Source organism: Pseudomonas sp. F220 (genome assembly GCF_057813935.1).
In genome coordinates, this window is sequence record NZ_JBVASJ010000020.1 from 1 (window position 1) to 16891 (window position 16891).

Annotated in this window: 16 protein-coding genes; 8 read left to right on the forward strand and 8 right to left on the reverse strand. The window is 59.7% G+C overall.

Annotated features, from left to right (window positions below; translation table 11 throughout):
- Positions 1-695: 695 nt before the first annotated feature.
- The 3 genes from ACZYSM_RS17620 to ACZYSM_RS17630 all read right to left on the reverse strand — a co-directional run bounded on the left by ACZYSM_RS17620 (position 696) and on the right by ACZYSM_RS17630 (position 2530).
- Positions 696-1292 carry a superoxide dismutase gene (locus ACZYSM_RS17620; protein WP_489072958.1) on the reverse strand — a complete coding sequence of 199 codons (597 nt, stop codon included), beginning with the start codon at positions 1290-1292 and terminating at the stop codon, positions 696-698.
- 228 nt (positions 1293-1520) lie between these two features.
- A complete protein-coding gene (locus ACZYSM_RS17625; RefSeq protein WP_489072960.1) occupies positions 1521-2123 on the reverse strand; it encodes a LysE/ArgO family amino acid transporter in 603 nt (200 codons plus the stop codon).
- A gap of 5 nt (positions 2124-2128) precedes the next feature.
- A complete protein-coding gene (locus ACZYSM_RS17630) occupies positions 2129-2530 on the reverse strand; it encodes an ACT domain-containing protein (RefSeq protein WP_489072962.1) in 402 nt (133 codons plus the stop codon).
- A gap of 96 nt (positions 2531-2626) precedes the next feature.
- Here ACZYSM_RS17630 and ACZYSM_RS17635 point away from each other — a divergent pair, with 96 nt between their 5' ends.
- The 3 genes from ACZYSM_RS17635 (at position 2627) to ACZYSM_RS17645 (ending at position 5535) form a co-directional block, all read left to right on the forward strand.
- A complete protein-coding gene (locus ACZYSM_RS17635) occupies positions 2627-3520 on the forward strand; it encodes a LysR family transcriptional regulator ArgP (RefSeq protein ID WP_489072964.1) in 894 nt (297 codons plus the stop codon).
- A 71-nt stretch (positions 3521-3591) separates the two neighbouring features.
- On the forward strand, positions 3592-4584 hold the full coding sequence (locus ACZYSM_RS17640; RefSeq protein WP_489072966.1) for an NAD-dependent epimerase/dehydratase family protein: 993 nt from the start codon (positions 3592-3594) through the stop codon (positions 4582-4584).
- Between the two features lie 111 nt (positions 4585-4695).
- Entirely contained in the window at positions 4696-5535 is an 840-nt protein-coding gene (locus ACZYSM_RS17645; RefSeq protein ID WP_489073115.1) for an ATPase, read from the forward strand.
- Between the two features lie 181 nt (positions 5536-5716).
- Here ACZYSM_RS17645 and ACZYSM_RS17650 read toward each other — a convergent pair whose 3' ends face one another.
- Positions 5717-7228 (reverse strand): MDR family MFS transporter, encoded by a 1512-nt coding sequence (locus ACZYSM_RS17650; RefSeq protein ID WP_489072968.1) that lies wholly within the window; start codon positions 7226-7228, stop codon positions 5717-5719.
- Positions 7229-7304: 76 nt separating this feature from the next.
- Positions 7305-8489: a 4-hydroxybenzoate 3-monooxygenase gene (gene pobA, locus ACZYSM_RS17655; RefSeq protein WP_489073117.1), complete on the reverse strand. Its 1185-nt coding sequence runs from the start codon at positions 8487-8489 to the stop codon at positions 7305-7307.
- A gap of 178 nt (positions 8490-8667) precedes the next feature.
- Here pobA and ACZYSM_RS17660 point away from each other — a divergent pair, with 178 nt between their 5' ends.
- Positions 8668-9564, forward strand: coding sequence for a helix-turn-helix domain-containing protein (locus ACZYSM_RS17660; RefSeq protein WP_489072970.1), 897 nt, complete (start codon positions 8668-8670; stop codon positions 9562-9564).
- Between the two features lie 8 nt (positions 9565-9572).
- On the opposite strand, the gene ACZYSM_RS17665 is transcribed toward ACZYSM_RS17660, so the two are convergent.
- Together ACZYSM_RS17665 and ACZYSM_RS17670 are read right to left on the reverse strand one after the other, a co-directional pair.
- Positions 9573-9752 carry a hypothetical protein gene (locus ACZYSM_RS17665; protein ID WP_489072972.1) on the reverse strand — a complete coding sequence of 60 codons (180 nt, stop codon included), beginning with the start codon at positions 9750-9752 and terminating at the stop codon, positions 9573-9575.
- Between the two features lie 131 nt (positions 9753-9883).
- Complete coding sequence (locus tag ACZYSM_RS17670; protein WP_489072974.1) at positions 9884-10789, reverse strand: LysR family transcriptional regulator; 906 nt, start codon at positions 10787-10789, stop codon at positions 9884-9886.
- Between the two features lie 114 nt (positions 10790-10903).
- On the opposite strand from ACZYSM_RS17670, the gene ACZYSM_RS17675 reads away from it, so the two are divergent.
- Entirely contained in the window at positions 10904-11788 is an 885-nt protein-coding gene (locus ACZYSM_RS17675; protein ID WP_489072976.1) for an MBL fold metallo-hydrolase, read from the forward strand.
- A gap of 68 nt (positions 11789-11856) precedes the next feature.
- Complete coding sequence (locus ACZYSM_RS17680; protein WP_489072978.1) at positions 11857-12471, forward strand: NAD(P)-dependent oxidoreductase; 615 nt, start codon at positions 11857-11859, stop codon at positions 12469-12471.
- A 242-nt stretch (positions 12472-12713) separates the two neighbouring features.
- Here ACZYSM_RS17680 and ACZYSM_RS17685 read toward each other — a convergent pair whose 3' ends face one another.
- A complete protein-coding gene (locus ACZYSM_RS17685; protein ID WP_489072980.1) occupies positions 12714-13592 on the reverse strand; it encodes a LysR substrate-binding domain-containing protein in 879 nt (292 codons plus the stop codon).
- A 157-nt stretch (positions 13593-13749) separates the two neighbouring features.
- On the opposite strand from ACZYSM_RS17685, the gene ACZYSM_RS17690 reads away from it, so the two are divergent.
- On the forward strand, positions 13750-15387 hold the full coding sequence (locus ACZYSM_RS17690; RefSeq protein WP_489073119.1) for a 5-guanidino-2-oxopentanoate decarboxylase: 1638 nt from the start codon (positions 13750-13752) through the stop codon (positions 15385-15387).
- The gene (locus ACZYSM_RS17695; RefSeq protein ID WP_489072982.1) at positions 15384-16832 is read left to right on the forward strand and encodes an aldehyde dehydrogenase family protein; all 1449 of its coding nucleotides are present in this window, start codon (positions 15384-15386) and stop codon (positions 16830-16832) included. Before ACZYSM_RS17690 ends, ACZYSM_RS17695 begins: the two co-directional genes overlap by 4 nt.
- Positions 16833-16891: the final 59 nt, after the last annotated feature.

A 16891-nucleotide genomic window follows, 5' to 3' on the forward strand; every position in this document is an offset into this window, starting at 1 on the left:
TCGGTTGAAGACAGGGACTGTTTAACCGTCGTATTCTTTTTCATGGATTCGCCCTCGCTGTCGGTGGCTTCTTAGACTGCCCCCGTGGCGCATTGACGCCTCGGCGCGGGCGAGTCCATCCAATTACGGCAGGTCACTTTGGCAAACGCCCCAAAGTAACCAAAGGTCTTCGCCCCGAGCGTACGGCACGTCGCTAAGGCTCCGTGTTCCCTCGCGTTGGAGTCCATCAGGGGGCATCGCCCTCCGGTCTGCTTCGCTACGACCTCCATGCGATGTCCTCGGCTGCGCCGAGGGCGCTACGCGCAATCCCCTGATGAACGCCACCACTCGGCCTGCCGAAGGGGCGGGTAGATCAAAATCAAAATCAAAAGCCAAAGCCTGAGAAATGCACAGTACCTCGACGTAAATCAGAGACTTTCGGCACGTGCCAGATGGTCAAAATCGCAGCCTGCGGCAGCTCCTGCCCCGACTCCATACCCCCGTAAACTATCAGGTGTCCGCAAAATCTGTAGGAGCTGCCGCAGGTTCGGGCCGCGTTCGGACGATCTTTTGATCTTGGCTTTTGGTCGGTGTACACATCCGTTTCTGCGGTAATGGATATGTACTCCGACAAAGAAGCCAGTCGCCGCCATCCAGCATTCCAAAAACCCATAAAAAAACCCGGCAATGCCGGGTTTTTTGTACTGCAAACGGACTTAAGCGACGAATTTCTTGCCTTCGAATTGCTCAGCCACGAATTTCCAGTTGACCAGGTTCCAGAACGCTTCGACATACTTCGGACGAAGGTTGCGGTAGTCGATGTAGTAAGCGTGTTCCCAGACATCGCAGGTCAGCAGCGGGAGATCGCCGCTGGTCAGCGGGTTGCCGGCGCCGATGGTGCTGGCCAGACCCAGGGAACCGTCAGCCTTTTTCACCAGCCAGCCCCAGCCGGAACCGAAGGTGCCGATAGAGGTTTTGCTGAATTCTTCTTTGAACTTGTCGAACGAACCGAAAGCCGCGTTGATGGCTTCAGCCAGTGCGCCGGTTGGTTGACCGCCGGCGTTTGGCGCCAGGCAGTTCCAGTAGAACGTGTGGTTCCAGACCTGAGCGGCGTTGTTGAAGATACCGCCCGAGGAAGTCTTGACGATTTCTTCCAGGGTCTTGCCTTCGAACTCGGTGCCTGGCACCAGGTTGTTCAGGTTCACGACATAGGTGTTGTGGTGCTTGTCGTGGTGGTATTCCAGCGTTTCCTTGGAAATGTGCGGCTGCAGGGCATCGTGTGCGTAAGGCAGCGGCGGCAATTCGAAAGCCATGATGATTCTCCTAATCAGGTCAGTTGCGGTGAGCGCAAGGCCGATCACGGGCGGCCAGACAAGCGCCGGGGAGTTTGTACTCTTTGCGGCGCAGGTGTCGGATCATAGCACCGGGGGTGCGGCATAACCACGCAACAACTGTGTGGAATAGAGGTTTGAAGGGGGGAGCCCTCACTAAATGACGGATTGTCATTTAGTGAGGGCTCCCCCATAAGCCTTTTGGAAAAATCAGGCCGCCATGATTAATTGAATGGCAACAGTGAACATCATTATGGCCACCAGCAGGTCGAGGATTCGCCAGGTGCTGGGGCGTGCCAGCCACGGTGCGAGCCATGCGGCGCCCAGGGCCAGAGTGAAGAACCACAGCAATGAGGCACTGGCCGCGCCGACCACGTAGGCGCCGGGTACGGTCTGTTGAGCCCCGAGTGAGCCGATCAGCAGCACGGTGTCCAGATACACATGGGGGTTGAGCAGGGTCACTGCCAGCGCGCTGAGCATCACCGCCCGGAGTGAGCGCACGGTCTGGTTTTCGGCCTGCTGCAGACTTTGCCGGGAACACGCCCGGCGCAACGCCAGGCTGCCGTACCACAGCAGGAAGGCCGCGCCGCCCCAACGGGCGATCGCCAGCAGCAACGGATTCTGCGCCAGAAGGGTCGCCAGCCCGAAGACTCCGGCGGCGACCAACAAGGCATCGCAGGTCACGCACAATGCGGCCACTGGCAGGTGATGCTCGCGTCGCAGGCTTTGCGCCAGCACGAAAGCGTTTTGCGTGCCGATCGCCATGATCAGTCCCGCGGCGACCAACAGGCCGTTCACATAGCTTTGCCACATAGGGTTTACTCCGCGCCCGCCGCCAATTGCCGCAGCACCGTCATGGCGCGTTCGGCATCGGCCTGGCCGACAAACAAATGATCGTGGTAGTAACCGGCAATCACGTTGCAGCTGATCCCGGCCTGGCCCAAGGCGCTGGCGAACGCAGCGGTGAGGCCGACGGCTTCCAGTGCCGAGTGCACGTTCAAGGTGATCCAGGCCGCCACATAATCGAAACTGAAACCGGCCGTTTCGGCTTGCCCGCGCTCAAGAATGACCGTCAAACCTTCCTGCTCGCGGAAGCTGCCGATGACCTCACAGTCCTTGGGCAGATGGCCGTCGCGGAGTGTGCAGAACACGTACTCGCCGTCATTCAGTTGCGGGCTCATGCTGCGCAGCAGGGTTGCCAGAGTGGTTTCACCAGCCATGAAAAATGTCCTTGATCGAAGAAGCGTGCTGTTCATTCTCCAGTCAGAAGCTGTATAAGAAAAACCAATATTGCTGATCGCCCATTAGGAAAACTGATGTTCGACTATAAATTGCTGTCAGCGCTCGCCGCGGTGGTTGAGCAGGCCGGCTTCGAACGTGCCGCTCAGGTACTGGGCTTATCGCAATCGGCCATCTCACAGCGGATCAAACTGCTGGAGGCGCGGGTCGGCCAACCGGTGCTGGTGCGGGTCACGCCGCCTGCGCCAACTGAGATTGGCCGGCGTCTGCTTAACCATGTGCAACAAGTGCGTTTGCTTGAGCGTGATCTGCAAACGCTGGTGCCAGCGCTGGATGAAGAAGGCTTGCCGGAACGTCTGCGTATTGCCCTTAACGCCGACAGCCTGGCGACCTGGTGGGCAGAGGCGGTGGGTGACTTTTGCGCCGAACAGCATCTATTGCTCGACCTGGTGGTGGAAGACCAGACCGTCGGCCTCAAACGCATGCGCGCGGGTGAAGTGGCGGCTTGCGTGTGTGCCAGTGAGCGGCCGGTGGCCGGGGCGCGGAGCCTGTTGCTGGGCGCCATGCGTTATCGGGCCTTGGCCAGCCCGGCTTTCATCGCCCGACATTTTCCTCAGGGTGTACGGGCTGAACAGTTGGCGCGCACACCGGCTCTGGTATTCGGCCCGGATGACTTTCTCCAGCATCGCTACCTGGCTTCATTGGGCGTTGACGGCGGTTTTGAGCATCATTTGTGTCCGTCATCCGAAGGTTTTATTCGACTGACCGAGGCGGGACTCGGCTGGGGGTTGGTGCCCGAATTGCAGGTCCGCGAGCAGTTGGCACGCGGAATATTGGTGGAGCTTTTGCCAGATAAGCCGATCGATGTGCCGCTGTACTGGCATCATTGGCGCAACGGCGGGCAACTACTCGGGCAGTTGACCGAGCATCTGGCACGATCTTCAAAGCAATGGCTGGTGCCGTTGGAGTAATGGAAAGCGTCAGGGATTCAGGTAATACGCAGTGCGATACGCATGAAGAACGAAAGAAATCGGAGCAAGTCATGAAAATTCTGGTCACCGGCGCAAGCGGCTTCATTGGCGGGCGTTTTTCGCGTTTCGCCCTGGAGCAGGGCCTGGACGTGCGGGTCAACGGGCGTCGGGCCGAGGGTGTCGAGCATTTGGTGCGTCGTGGTGCCGAATTTGTTCAGGGTGACTTGAGTGATCCGGAGCTGGTTCGCGGCTTGTGCCGTGATGTCGACGCAGTGGTGCACTGCGCTGGCGCGGTGGGGCTGTGGGGGCGTTATCAGGATTTCCATCAGGGCAATGTGCTGGTCACCGAGAATGTGGTCGAAGCCTGCCTGAAACAGAACGTCAGGCGGCTGGTGCACCTGTCGTCACCGTCGATCTATTTCGATGGTCGTGATCATCTCGGGCTGACGGAAGAACAGGTCCCCAAGCGCTTCAAACATCCCTACGCAGCCACCAAATACCTGGCCGAGCAAAAAGTCTTCGGCGCCCAGGAGTTCGGCCTCGAAGTGTTGGCCCTGCGACCGCGGTTCGTCACCGGTGCCGGTGACATGAGTATCTTCCCGCGGCTGCTGAACATGCAGCGCAAAGGCCGCTTGGCCATTGTGGGTAACGGCCTGAACAAGGTCGACTTCACCAGCGTGCAGAACCTCAACGAAGCCTTGCTCAGCAGTTTACTGGCCACCGGCTCGGCGCTGGGCAAGGCCTACAACATCAGTAACGGTACGCCGGTGCCGTTGTGGGATGTGGTGAACTACGTGATGCGCCAGATGGAAGTCCCGCAAGTGACTCGTTACCGTTCCTACGGCTTGGCCTACAGCATCGCGGCGCTGAACGAAGGTTTCTGCAACCTCTGGCCGGGACGTCCAGAGCCGACGTTGTCGCGCCTGGGCATGCAGGTGATGAGCAAAAATTTCACCCTGGACATCACTCGCGCCCGCCATTATCTGGACTATGAGCCGAAGGTCAGCTTGTGGACGGCCCTCGATGAATTCTGTGGTTGGTGGAAGGCCCAGGACATCCGCTGAAAATAAACACTGAACCGAGTTTGGGGTTCGGGGTCGATCAATGCTGCGCGTAGCGGTTTATACTCGCGGCGTTAAGCCACCACTGCGGTTCAGAAAGGTTGACTCATGTCCATGCGTAATGATGCTAATGACGACTTCGATGATGTTCCAAGCCTGCGAGCCAACGCCGGGGACGATGATGACTTCCCGACCACCGCCGCTGCTCGTGAGCGCACCAGCGTACATTCGCGGCCCGCACCCGTGGTTAAGGTCAAAGGCCCGAGCACCGGTCCGTTGTGGGCATTGGTCGGGGCGTTGCTTTTTGCGTTCGCGGGTCTTGCCTGGTGGAGCTTCCAGCAGATCTCGTTGATGGAACAGCAACTGGTCGCGACCCAGGAAAGTTTCGCGCGTATCAGCGAGGAAGCAGCGGGGCGCTTGCAGGCTATTTCCGGCAAGGTGGTCGCCAGCGAGTCCAGCGTCAACAACGGCAGTGAAGCGCTGAAGTTGCAGATCAAGCAGCTTGAAAACAAATTGGTTGAGCAGAACAAGCAACAGCAAGGCGTCGCAGGCCAGGCCACTGACCTGGACAAGCGCCTGGCGCAAATGACTGCGCAGACCACCGAACAACAATCCGCCAATGCCCAGTTGCAAGCCCAGGTGAAATCCCTGAGCAGCGAACTGGCCGCCCTGAAAAGCGCACCGGCCGACACCAGTAAAGTCGAGGCGGAACTCAAAGGTCTCAGCGCTGACATCGCAGCGTTGAAAAGACAAGGCAACCCGAGTGTCGCCATCGAGCGCCTGGAGCAGGACATGATCGTCCTCAAAAGCCAACAGGACAACCGCCCTGCGGCACCTCAGGGAGGTAGCAGCACCGCCGAGTTCGACGCTTTCCGTGGCCAGGTCACGCGTAACATCAATACTCTGCAAAGCCAGATCCAGAATTTGCAGCAGCAAATCAACAGCCGTCCTTGAGGTGATTCGCTGAATATCTTGTGGGTGGGGGTATTACGGCTCTTGATCCAGCAGTGATTGACCGATTGCTATCGCGAGCAAGCCCGCTCCCACACCAGATCTGCTTTGGGCACAAATTGTGTGCACACCGAAGAATTAATGTGGGAGCGGGCTTGCTCGCGATGCAGGCGATGCGGTCTCTCTATCTGACCTTATCCTCCCGCCCCCGCAACACCCTATTCGGCATGGCGATCGCCGCAGCCAGCCCAAGCAGCGATACCGCCGCGCTGACCATCAGCAAATGCCGGAAGGTCAGCAGCAACTCCCCACGCAACGCATCCTGAGCCGGACCTGACGCAGCGTTCAAACCGTCAAGCAGGACATTTCCCGAGCTGCCCTCGGCAATCAGCGTCGAGCCGCTCAGGTGGGCGAAGCTTGCGTCTTGCAGCAAGGCCAGCAGCAACGCTGACATCAATGCCACACCCATTGCACCACCCAGAGAGCGAAACAGGTTGGTGGTGCTGGTCGCCACGCCGATGTCCCGTTGTTCCACCGAATTTTGCGTGCCCACCAGTGAGGTCGGGAACTGCATACCGCAGGCGATACCGCTCAGCAGCATAAACAGACTGCTGAGGATCAGCGCTTGCGGCGGGCTGAACGCCATGCCGAGAATCGCGATAGGGGTCAGCAGCGCACCGGTGAGAATCATCGGCTTGTAGCGACCGGTCACTGAGGTCCGGCGCCCGGCGAAATAGGCGCCGATCGGCAACCCGATAGCCAGAGGCAACAGGTGCAGCGCGGCACTGTCGGCACCCGCGCCGGTGACACTCTGAAAGCGCAACGGCATCAGTACTATCAGCGAGATGGCCTGGAAGCTGGTGAAGAAAATCGTGCACCAACAGAGGACTGCGTTGTGGTTGGCGAACAGGTGCATTGGCAATAAGGGTTCGCGCGTCCGCAGTTCATGCCAGACAAACAATGTCAGCGCCACTACCGCACCGGCTAGCAAACCAAGTACGTCGCTGTCGAGCCAATGATGGCCCTGACCAATTTCGGTGATGCCCAGCAGCAGCGAGGTCAGGCCGATGATCATCAGGATCGTGCCGAGGTAATCGATGACCGGTTTGCGCTGCGGCACCGGCAAACCGACCAACGTGCGATTGGCCACCAGCCAGGCGCCGAGGCCCAGTGGCAGGTTGATCAGAAACACCCAGCGCCAGGACAGGTACTCGGTCATGTAACCGCCGAGCACGGGCCCGGCGACACTGGCCACCGCATACATGCTGCTGAAATAACCTTGATAGCGTCCACGCTCGCGGGGCGGAACGATGTCGCCAATGATCGCCTGACTCACCGAAATCATCCCGCCGGCACCGATGCCCTGGAGGATCCGCGCCAGCACCAACTGCTCCATGCTCTGGGCCATGCCGCACAACCCCGATGCCAGGGTGAACAAGCCCATGCCGAACAGCATCAGCCGACGACGGCCATAAAGGTCGCCGAGCTTGCCGTAAATCGGCACCGCAACGGTCATCGCCACCATATAGCCGGAGATGACCCAGGCCAGCAGGCTGACATCCTTGAACTGCGCCGAAATGGCCGGCATCGACACGGCGACGATGGTTTGGTCCAGCGCACCGAGGAAGATCGCCAGCATCAGGGCGATCAGCACGCTGCGAATGGCCAGTTTGGGGGGCTGATTGAGATTGGTCACGGTGAAACCTGCGGGCAGTGGTTGACCCGCAAGTAATGGGCAAGCGGGAATGTCCGCTAGTGTACTTGATAGGTTCCTACTCGATAGCCTCGTAAGGAAGCCCGACGTAATTTTCTGCAATGGTTTTTCGACCCGCCTCGGAGCCGACGAAATACTCCAGCTCGGTCTGCGCAATGCGTTGGCTGAAGGCATCAGAATCAGGAAAGTTGTGCAGGATCGAGGTCATCCACCAGGAGAAACGCTCGGCTTTCCAGACCCGTCGCAGACAGATCTCGGAGTACTTCTCCAGCAAGTCGACGCGGTCTTCGCGGTAAACCTTGAGGAAAATGTTGAACAAAGTGCTGACATCGCTGGCGGCCAGGTTTAACCCCTTGGCGCCGGTGGGCGGGACAATATGTGCCGCGTCTCCGAGCAGAAACATCCGCCCGTATTGCATGGGTTCGACCACGAAACTGCGCAGCGGCGCGATGCTTTTCTCGATGGATGGACCGGTCACCAGATCGTTGGCCAAGGCCTCCGGCAGGCGGGATTTCAACTCATCCCAGAAGCGTTGATCGGACCAATCCTCGACCTTCTCGTCGGCCGGTACTTGCAGGTAATAGCGGGTGCGGGTCGACGAACGCATGCTGCACAAGGCAAAACCGCGTTCGTGCCTGGCGTACACCAGTTCATCGTGGACCGGCGGCGTGTCGGCGAGGATGCCCAGCCAGCCGAAAGGGTAGACCCGCTCGAAAATCTTCAGCGACTCACTGGGGATCGACTGCCGTGCGATGCCATGAAAACCGTCGCAACCGGCGATGTAATCGCAGTCCAGGTGCCAGGTTTCTCCGTCCTTTTCAAACGTCAGGTAAGGCCGATCGGTTTTCATGTCATGGGGCTGAACGTTGCTCGTCTCATACAGTGTCATTGCCCCCGCGGCTTGCCGTGCGGCCATCAGGTCGCGGGTGACCTCGGTCTGGCCGTAGATCATGACGGTCTTGCCACCGGTAAGTGCTTGCAGATCGATGTGCACCTGGCGCCCGTCGAAGGCCAGTTCGAAACCGCCATGGACCAGACCTTCTGCGTCCATCCGCTGGCCGACCCCGGCCTGGCGCAGCAGATCGACCATGCCTTGTTCCAGGACCCCGGCGCGGATCCGGTTCAATACATAGTCCGGGCATTGGCGTTCGAGAATGACGGTGTCGATACCGGCGTTATGCAGCAATTGGCCGAGCAACAAGCCGGACGGACCGGCACCGATAATGGCAACTTGGGTCTTCAGCATTTTCATTGTTTTTATGGCTCGCAAGCTTCACACGAACAAATCGGTGAATGGGTTCTGAGTACTTGCATTGTTCGCTTGAGAACCCGTCAAATGAAGGTGAAAACTGAGCCGATAGCTGTACATTTCGCCAATCGGTGCGATTATCGCCCAACTCTCCGAGGCCTGGATTGCAGTTATGAACAAGCCTGCCCTTCCTTCTATTCCGGTGTTCAAGCTCTATGGCGAAAGCCTGGACTGGCCGACGCCGGATTTACTGCACTGTGAAACCATCTCCAAACGCAGCCGTGAGCACCAATGGGAAATCAAACCGCACCGGCATGCCGATCTGTGTCAGTTGCTGTTTGTCCACAAGGGCCACGCGGAACTTGAGATAGAGGGCAAGCGCACTCGGCTCGACGAGTCGGCGATCCAGATTCTTCCGCCATTGTCAGTGCATGGTTTTCGTTTTTCGGAAGACATCGAGGGCTATGTCGTCACCCTGGCCGCGCCGCTGGTGGCCCACCTTCAGGTGCAGCTTGGAAACTCGGTGAATGCCCTGGCGGTGGCCGAAAGCTATCCAGCAGGTGACGATAGCCACTACCTGAACAGTTTGTTTTGCGCATTGCAAAGCGAGTACGTGGGCCACCAACCCGCGCGGGAAATGCTCATGCACTCGCTGGTCAGCGTGATCATGGTGTGGGTCAGCCGGCAGGTGATCCAGCGCCGTACCGCGAGCCTGCGACCACAACGTGCGCGGGAATACCTCAATGGGTTTATCCAGTTGGTCGAAGAACATTATCGCGAGCATGTGAAGGTCGAGGACCTGGCGCACAAGCTGGGGATTTCCGTCTCGCATCTCAACGGCACCTGCCGTGAGCTGGCCGGCCAGCCGGCCTTGCAGATCATGCATGAGCGTCAGTTGCTGGAGGCCAAGCGACTGCTGACCTACACCAGCATGACTATCTACGAGATGTCCGACGTCTTGGGGTTCTCCGATCCGACCAACTTCACACGCTTGTTTCGGCGGCGAGTCGGGATATCTCCCAAAGCGTTTCGGGACAGGTTGAAGGCCGATCAGGATAGCGAAGCGTAAAGCTCTGGTTATTTGAGCGCGTTCAGGGTCGCGTTGTGCGGTATGCAGCGCTCGAAGTTGCAGCTTGCCGATGCGGCCTGTGGCTGCTGACGGGCCTGTTCGACACGGTAGGCAGCGGTTCCGTACAGCACGAGCGAGGCGGCGCAGGTGATGAAGATCGCGAGGTATCTTCGGGTTTTGATGTTCATGGCGTTGACCTCTGAACGAGTACCCCTTGGTTAGAGGGTACTACTATCAGCATAGGTCAGAGAGGTGCAGCTGCAAGCTCCAATCTTCAAGCAGGGCGCTTTGAGCTTGCGGCTTATAGCTTGCCGCTGCTTCAAAGCCCCACATCCCACTCCGGTTCCTGCGGAAACCTCAGCACCAGAAAATCCAGCATGCTGCGCAACGCCGCCGGCATGTGTTTGCGTGAGGCGTAAACGGCGTACATGTTCATTTGCCGTGGCTCGGCACCGGGCAGCAGGCGCACCAACTCACCGCTGTGGATATGCACACCCGCCTGATAGCTCGGTAGCATCGAAATTCCGGCGCCGGCCATGGTCGCGCGCAGCAGGGTGCTGGCCTCGTTGGCGCTGATGTTGCCTTGCACCGGTACCGAAACCTGTTCCCCATCCTGCTCGAAATGCCAAAGGCTTTTGCCGAAATAGGAGTGGGTCAGGCAATTGTGCTGGCTAAGCTCTTCCACCCGCTGCGGCGTCGGGTGCTGACGCAGGTACTCGGGGGAGGCGCAGATTACCGAGCGGCATACGGTTAGCTTGCGGGCAATCAGGTTCGGGTCCAGGTCGTTGCTGGTGCGAATCGCCAGGTCGATGCGCTCATCCACCAGGTTCACCGTGCGGTCGAGCATCTGCAGGTCGATGCTGACACCGGGGTAGCGTTTGACGTACTCGGCCACGGCGTCGGCCAGTTGTGCCTGACCGAATGACGTGCTGACGCTGATCCGCAGCAAGCCTCGCGGCGCGTCGTCCGGCTCGCTCACAGCAGCCTGCATATCGTTCGACAAATCGAGCATCTGCCGACAGCGCGGCAGGGTTTCGCTACCGGCGGCGGTCAGGCTCAGTTTGCGGGTGGTGCGGTGCATCAGTCGCGCACCGACCCAATCTTCCAGTTCCGCCAGATACCGCGAAACAACCGGCCGCGAGAGGTCCAGATGATCGGCGGCTGCCGACTGACTGCCGAGGTCGACTACGGTGACGAAGACCCGCATTGCTTGAAGACGATCCATGATTTGCCCGCTTTCAGAAACAAACTATGTTCAAGCATCGCATTTTTTGTAGCGAGTGAGGCAACTAAGCTCTGTCCATCGTCACCCACGGCGAACAGATCTCAGGAGCGACATATGATCGGATTTTCTTCACTCAAGCGTGTTTTGCTGGCCACCGCGACCTTGGGTTTCGTCGCTCACGCAGCGGCGGCAGAACCGACGCTGACCCTGGACGTCTACAACCCGGGCGCGGCGGCGATCTTCCCGGTCACTTCGGTGCTGGTCAGTGGGCAGAAAGAAGCGATTCTGGTGGACGCGCAGTTCGGCAAATCCCAGGCCGAGCAAGTGGTGGAGAAAATCCGCGCCAGCGGCAAGCAACTGACCACCATCTACATCAGCCACGGTGACCCGGATTACTACTTCGGCCTCGACACCCTGACCGCTGCATTCCCGAACGCCAAGGTCCTCGCTTCCAAGCCGACCGTTGACCATATCAAGGCCACCGTTGAAGGGAAATTGGCGTTCTGGGGCCCGAAAATGGGTGCCGACATTCCTCAGAAAACCATCGTGCCGCAAGTGCTCAAGGGCCACAGCCTGACCCTGGAAGGGCAGAAGCTCGAGATCATCGGCCTCGACGGCAAGCAGCCGGATCGCACGTTTGTCTGGATCCCGTCGATCAAGGCAGTGGTCGGCGGTGTAGTGGTGGCAGAAAACATTCATGTGTGGATGGCCGACACCCAGACCGCACAGTCCCACACTGATTGGCTCGGCACATTGAAAACCATTGATGGCCTGAAACCCAAGACCCTCATCCCGGGTCACTACTTGGGTGAGAGTGCCCGCTCCGTGGCTGCCGTGCACTTCACCGCCGACTACATCAAAGCCTTCGATGAAGAAACCGCCAAGGCCAAGAACTCGGCCGAGCTGATTGCCTCGATGAAAAAACGTTACCCGGACCTCGGCGAAGAAAGCTCCCTGGAGCTGAGCGCCAAAGTCGCCAAAGGCGAAATGAAGTGGTGAGCTGACTCACCGTCTACTTGATCGATCCCGTGGCGTGCTGCGCCACATCTACCGTACTGGAGAGCGTCATGAGCAAGATCGCAATCATTGGTGCCACCGGCCGTGCCGGTAGCCAACTGCTGGAAGAAGCCCTGCGTCGCGGTCACAGCGTCACCGCCATCGCCCGCAATACTGCAAAACTCGGCAAGCGTGCCGGTGTGGTAGCCAAGGATGTCGACGTCACCGACGCCGCTGCATTGCAAGCAGCCGTGGCGGGGCACGATGTGGTGATTAGCGCTGCGCACTTCTCGACGATCCCGGTCAGCGCCATTCTCGGGCCGGTGAAAAAGGCCGGGGTCAAACGTCTGCTGGTGGTCGGTGGTGCTGGTTCGCTGCTGTTGCCAACCGGCGGCAAAGTCATCGACAGTCCGGGCTTTCCCGACGAGTACAAGGCTGAGGCCAGCGCCGGTGGCGTGTACCTCGACACTTTGCGTCAGGAGCAGGATCTGGACTGGAGCTTCCTTTCGCCGTCAGCGGAATTTGTCGAAGGTGAGCGCACCGGGACATTCCGTCTGGGCAAGGATAATTTGCTGGTGAGTGCACAAGGCAGGAGCTGGATCACCTTTGCCGACTACGCGATAGCGATGATCGATGAGATTGAAACCCCCGCGCATTCCCGCCAGCGGTTTACGGTTGGGTATTGATTAGAATGTAAAGGGTTGGGGGTGTTACTCAAAACGGTGTCTGGTTCGAAAACCACCCCTCACCCTAACCCTCTCCCCAGAGGGGCGAGGGAACTGACCGAGTTGTTTGGTCGAGTTACTGCGACATGCGATTACGAGTCGAACTCGGGTTCTGAAAACGACATAGATCTGCTCCCTTCCCCCTCTCCCCTTTGGGGAGAGGGCTGGGGAGAGGGGTGGATTTTACTGACACCCCAAATCACTCACCTTTCTTGCGCCTGTTCCACCAACCAATCCATCAATTCGCGTAACTGCGCCGACGGCTCCGGTCGTTCCGGGTAGACCAGGTAATAGGCCTGCCCGGTGCGCACTTTCAGTTCAAATGGCATGACCAGCCGTCCGGCACTCAGGTCTTCGCCGATCAACGACCAATCACCAATCGCCACGCCCGTCCCTTGAGAGGCGACGGACATCGCCAGGTCCAATGTATCGAAATGCTGCCCTTTGCCGATATTGCTGACTTTTGCTTCAGCGGCTTTGAGCCAGGCTTCCCAATCCCGTTCATCGCGAGTCGGGTGCAGCAGCATGTGCTGTTCCAGATCAGCGTGAGTCTTGAGCGGTACCGCTCCGTTGAGCAACTGCTGCGAGCAGACCGGCGTCAGCTGTTCATCGAACAGGTGATGGAAGGCCCCGTTGCTCGGTGGCGTGCCATACACCACCGCCGCATCGAACTCTTCGCGACGAAAATCCACGGCGTGTTGCACGGTAGTGGTCAGCTCCACCGGCACGTCCGGGCGTTCCTTTTGCCACTGCAACAGACGTGGCAGCAGCCAGCGCATCATGCAGGTCGGCGCCTTGAGTTGCAGAGCTTCGCGCTTGGCGCCGACGTGTTCGACGGCTTCGTCGATCAGGTTGAAGACCTGTTGAATGCGCGGATACAACTCACGTCCTTGTGCGGTCAGGCTCAGGCCTCGGGCCTGGCGCTGGAACAACGCGTAACCGAGATGGCTCTCCAGCCCGGCGATCTGTCGGCTCACCGCTCCTTGAGTAATGTGCAGCAAGTCCGCCGCCCGAGTGAAGTTGCAGCACTGGGCGGTGATCATAAAGGTATGCAGAGCGGGCAAGGGCGGAAGACGTTTCATGGGTGCTCAGGCATGAGTGGAGGACATGCCTAGTATGACTATTTTTGGTTTGTCACCGCTATACGCCGACGGGTCCAATTGCGTCACCTTTGTGCCCCGGCGCGTGCCTGAAAACGCCATCGGGGTGCAGTTTCAACAAATAAGAAGGGCAGCGAAAATGGCGACGTGCGGCGAAGTATTGGTCAAGTTACTCGAAGGTTATGGGGTCGAGCAGGTGTTCGGCATCCCGGGTGTACACACCGTTGAGCTGTATCGCGGGTTGGCCCGCTCGAGCATCAACCACGTCACGCCACGCCACGAACAGGGCGCCGGTTTCATGGCCGACGGCTACGCCCGCACCAGCGGCAAGCCGGGCGTGTGCTTCATCATCACCGGCCCTGGCATGACCAACATCACCACCGCCATGGGCCAGGCCTATGCGGACTCGATCCCGATGCTGGTGATCTCCAGCGTGCAGTCGCGCAGCCAGTTGGGTGGTGGACGCGGCAAGTTGCATGAGCTGCCGAACCAGAGCGCGCTGGTCGGTGGGGTGGCGGCGTTTTCCCATACGCTGATGTCCGCCGCCGAACTGCCGGGGGTGCTGGCCCGGGCGTTCGCCCTGTTCCAGGCCGGGCGTCCGCGTCCGGTGCATATCGAAATCCCCCTCGACGTGTTGGTCGAAAACGCCGATGCCTTGCTCGCCAGTACGCCGGTGAGCATCACCCGTGCCGGTGCCGCGCCGTCAGCCATCGCGCAAATGAGCCAATGGCTGGCCACCGCCAAACGTCCGTTGATCCTCGCAGGTGGCGGTGCCATTGAGGCGGCAGCCGAACTCACTCGGCTGGCCGAACTGCTCGACGCACCAGTGGCGTTGACCATTAATGCCAAGGGCATGCTGCCCTCGCGTCATCCACTGTTGATCGGTTCGACTCAATCGCTGGTCGCCACCCGAGCGCTGGTGGCGGATGCCGACGTGGTGCTGGCGATCGGCACCGAATTGGCCGAGACCGATTACGACGTCACCTTTGCCGGTGGCTTTGAGATTCCCGGCGCTTTGTTGCGCGTCGACATCGACCCGGATCAGACCGTACGCAACTACCCGCCTCAGGTAGCATTGGTGTCCGACGCGCAAACGGCGGCGCAAGCGTTGCTGGCGGAGCTTGCCGGACACACCCTCGCCGAGCGTCGCTCCGACTGGGGCCATGCCCGCGCAGCCACGTTGCGTGCGGAGCTTGAGACCACTTGGGATGCACCGACCCGCGCCCAGACCCTGTTCCTTGAGACCGTTCTACACGAGTTGCCGGAAGCGGTATTTGTCGGCGATTCGACTCAACCGGTGTACACCGGCAACCTGACGTTCAACCCTGAGCAACCGCGCCGCTGGTTCAACTCGTCCACCGGTTACGGGACCCTCGGTTATGCCCTGCCGGCAGCCATTGGCGCCTGGCTCGGTGGTGGCTCCGAGCGCGCTGCGCGGGGCCCGGTGGTGTGTCTGATCGGTGATGGCGGGCTGCAATTCACCTTGTCGGAACTGGCCAGCGCGGTGGAAGCGCAAACGCCGATCATCGTGCTGCTGTGGAACAACCAGGGCTACGAAGAGATTAAAAAATACATGGTCAACCGCGCCATCGAGCCGGTAGGCGTGGATATCTACACCCCGGATTTCATCGGTGTGGCCAAGGCGCTGGGTTGCGCTGCCGAAGCCATCAACGGTGTCGACCAACTGCGCACCGCATTGCGGGCAGCCAGTGATCGTCAAGGTCCGACCCTGATCGAAATCGACCAGACCACCTGGATGAAGGCGGTGCAGGCATGAGCATTTCTTCGACCTTGAATGGCCTGTACATCGACGGCCAATGGTGCGCCGGTAGCGAACGTTTGCAGGTGATCAATCCGGCCACGGAAGAACCCTTGGCCACGGTGAGCGGCGGCGATGAACAGGCGGTCAATCAAGCGGTAGATGCCGCCAGCGCTGCGTTTTTGCAGTGGGCCGAAACCAGCGGTGCCGAGCGTGGTGCAGTGCTGCGCAAGATCGCCAGCGGTGTGCAGGCGCGCCGTGAACGCTTGATGCAGTTGCAGTCGAGCAACAACGGCAAACCACTGTTTGAAGCGGGCATCGATGTCGATGACGTGATTGCCACCTTCGAGTACTACGCAGGGCTGGCCGAAACCCTGGATGCCCAGCAGGACCGCGCCGTGGATTTGCCGAGCGAAGACTTCGCCGCCCGTGTGCGCCGTGAGCCTTGTGGCGTTGTTGGTTTGATCGTGCCGTGGAACTTCCCGATGGTCACCACCGCCTGGAAACTCGCTCCGGCGTTGGCGGCTGGTTGCTGCGTGGTACTCAAACCGTCGGAAGTCACGCCGCTGCCAGAGCTGGAGTTGGCCGCGATCATCGCCGAGAGTGGCTTGCCCAACGGTGTGTTCAACCTGGTCTGCGGTACTGGCCTGGCGGTCGGCGCACCGCTGGCGGCCGATCCGCGTGTGGCGAAGATTTCCTTCACCGGCAGCAATGCGGTGGGCGTTCAGGTCATGCAACGGGCGGCGGAAACCGTCAAGGGTGTGAGCCTGGAGCTGGGCGGCAAGTCCTCGCTATTGGTGCTGGCCGATGCCGATATCGAGCTGGCGGTGGAGTTGGCCAGTGGCGGCGGCTTCTTCAACGCCGGGCAGATGTGCTCAGCGACCAGCCGGGTGTTGGTTGCCGATGAACTGGCGGCCGAATTTTTGCTGCGCCTCAAGGCGCGCGCCGAATCAATTCGCGTGGCTGACCCGTTTGACCCGGAGGTCGAGATGGGCGCACTGGTCAATCAGGCGCAATACCAACGGGTGCTTGGCCACATTGATCGCGGGCTGAGTGCTGGCGCCAAGTTGATGTGCGGCGGTGAGCGGCCAGCGAATCTGCCGAAAGGTTATTTTTTGCGGCCAACCATCTTCACCGAAGTGCCCCTCGACAGTGCGTTGTGGTGTGAAGAAATCTTTGGTCCGGTGCTTTGTGTGCGCAGTTTCTCGACCGAAGAAGAGGCGATCGACCTGGCCAATGACAGCGAGTTCGGTCTGGTGGCCAGCGTGGTCAGCCGCGATAGCGAGGCCGCCGAGCGGGTCGCCAACGCCTTGCAGGCCGGGCTGGTGTGGATCAACGCGCCACAAGTGATTTTCCCGCAGACGGCTTGGGGAGGTTACAAGCAGAGCAGTATCGGCCGCGAGTTAGGACCGTGGGGCATGCAAGCGTTTCAGGAAATCAAACACGTGATTCGCGCCGTCTGACAGCCCGAAAACGGTCCAGGCATGCCTCCTTTCGAGGCATGCGTTTGACACATGGCTTC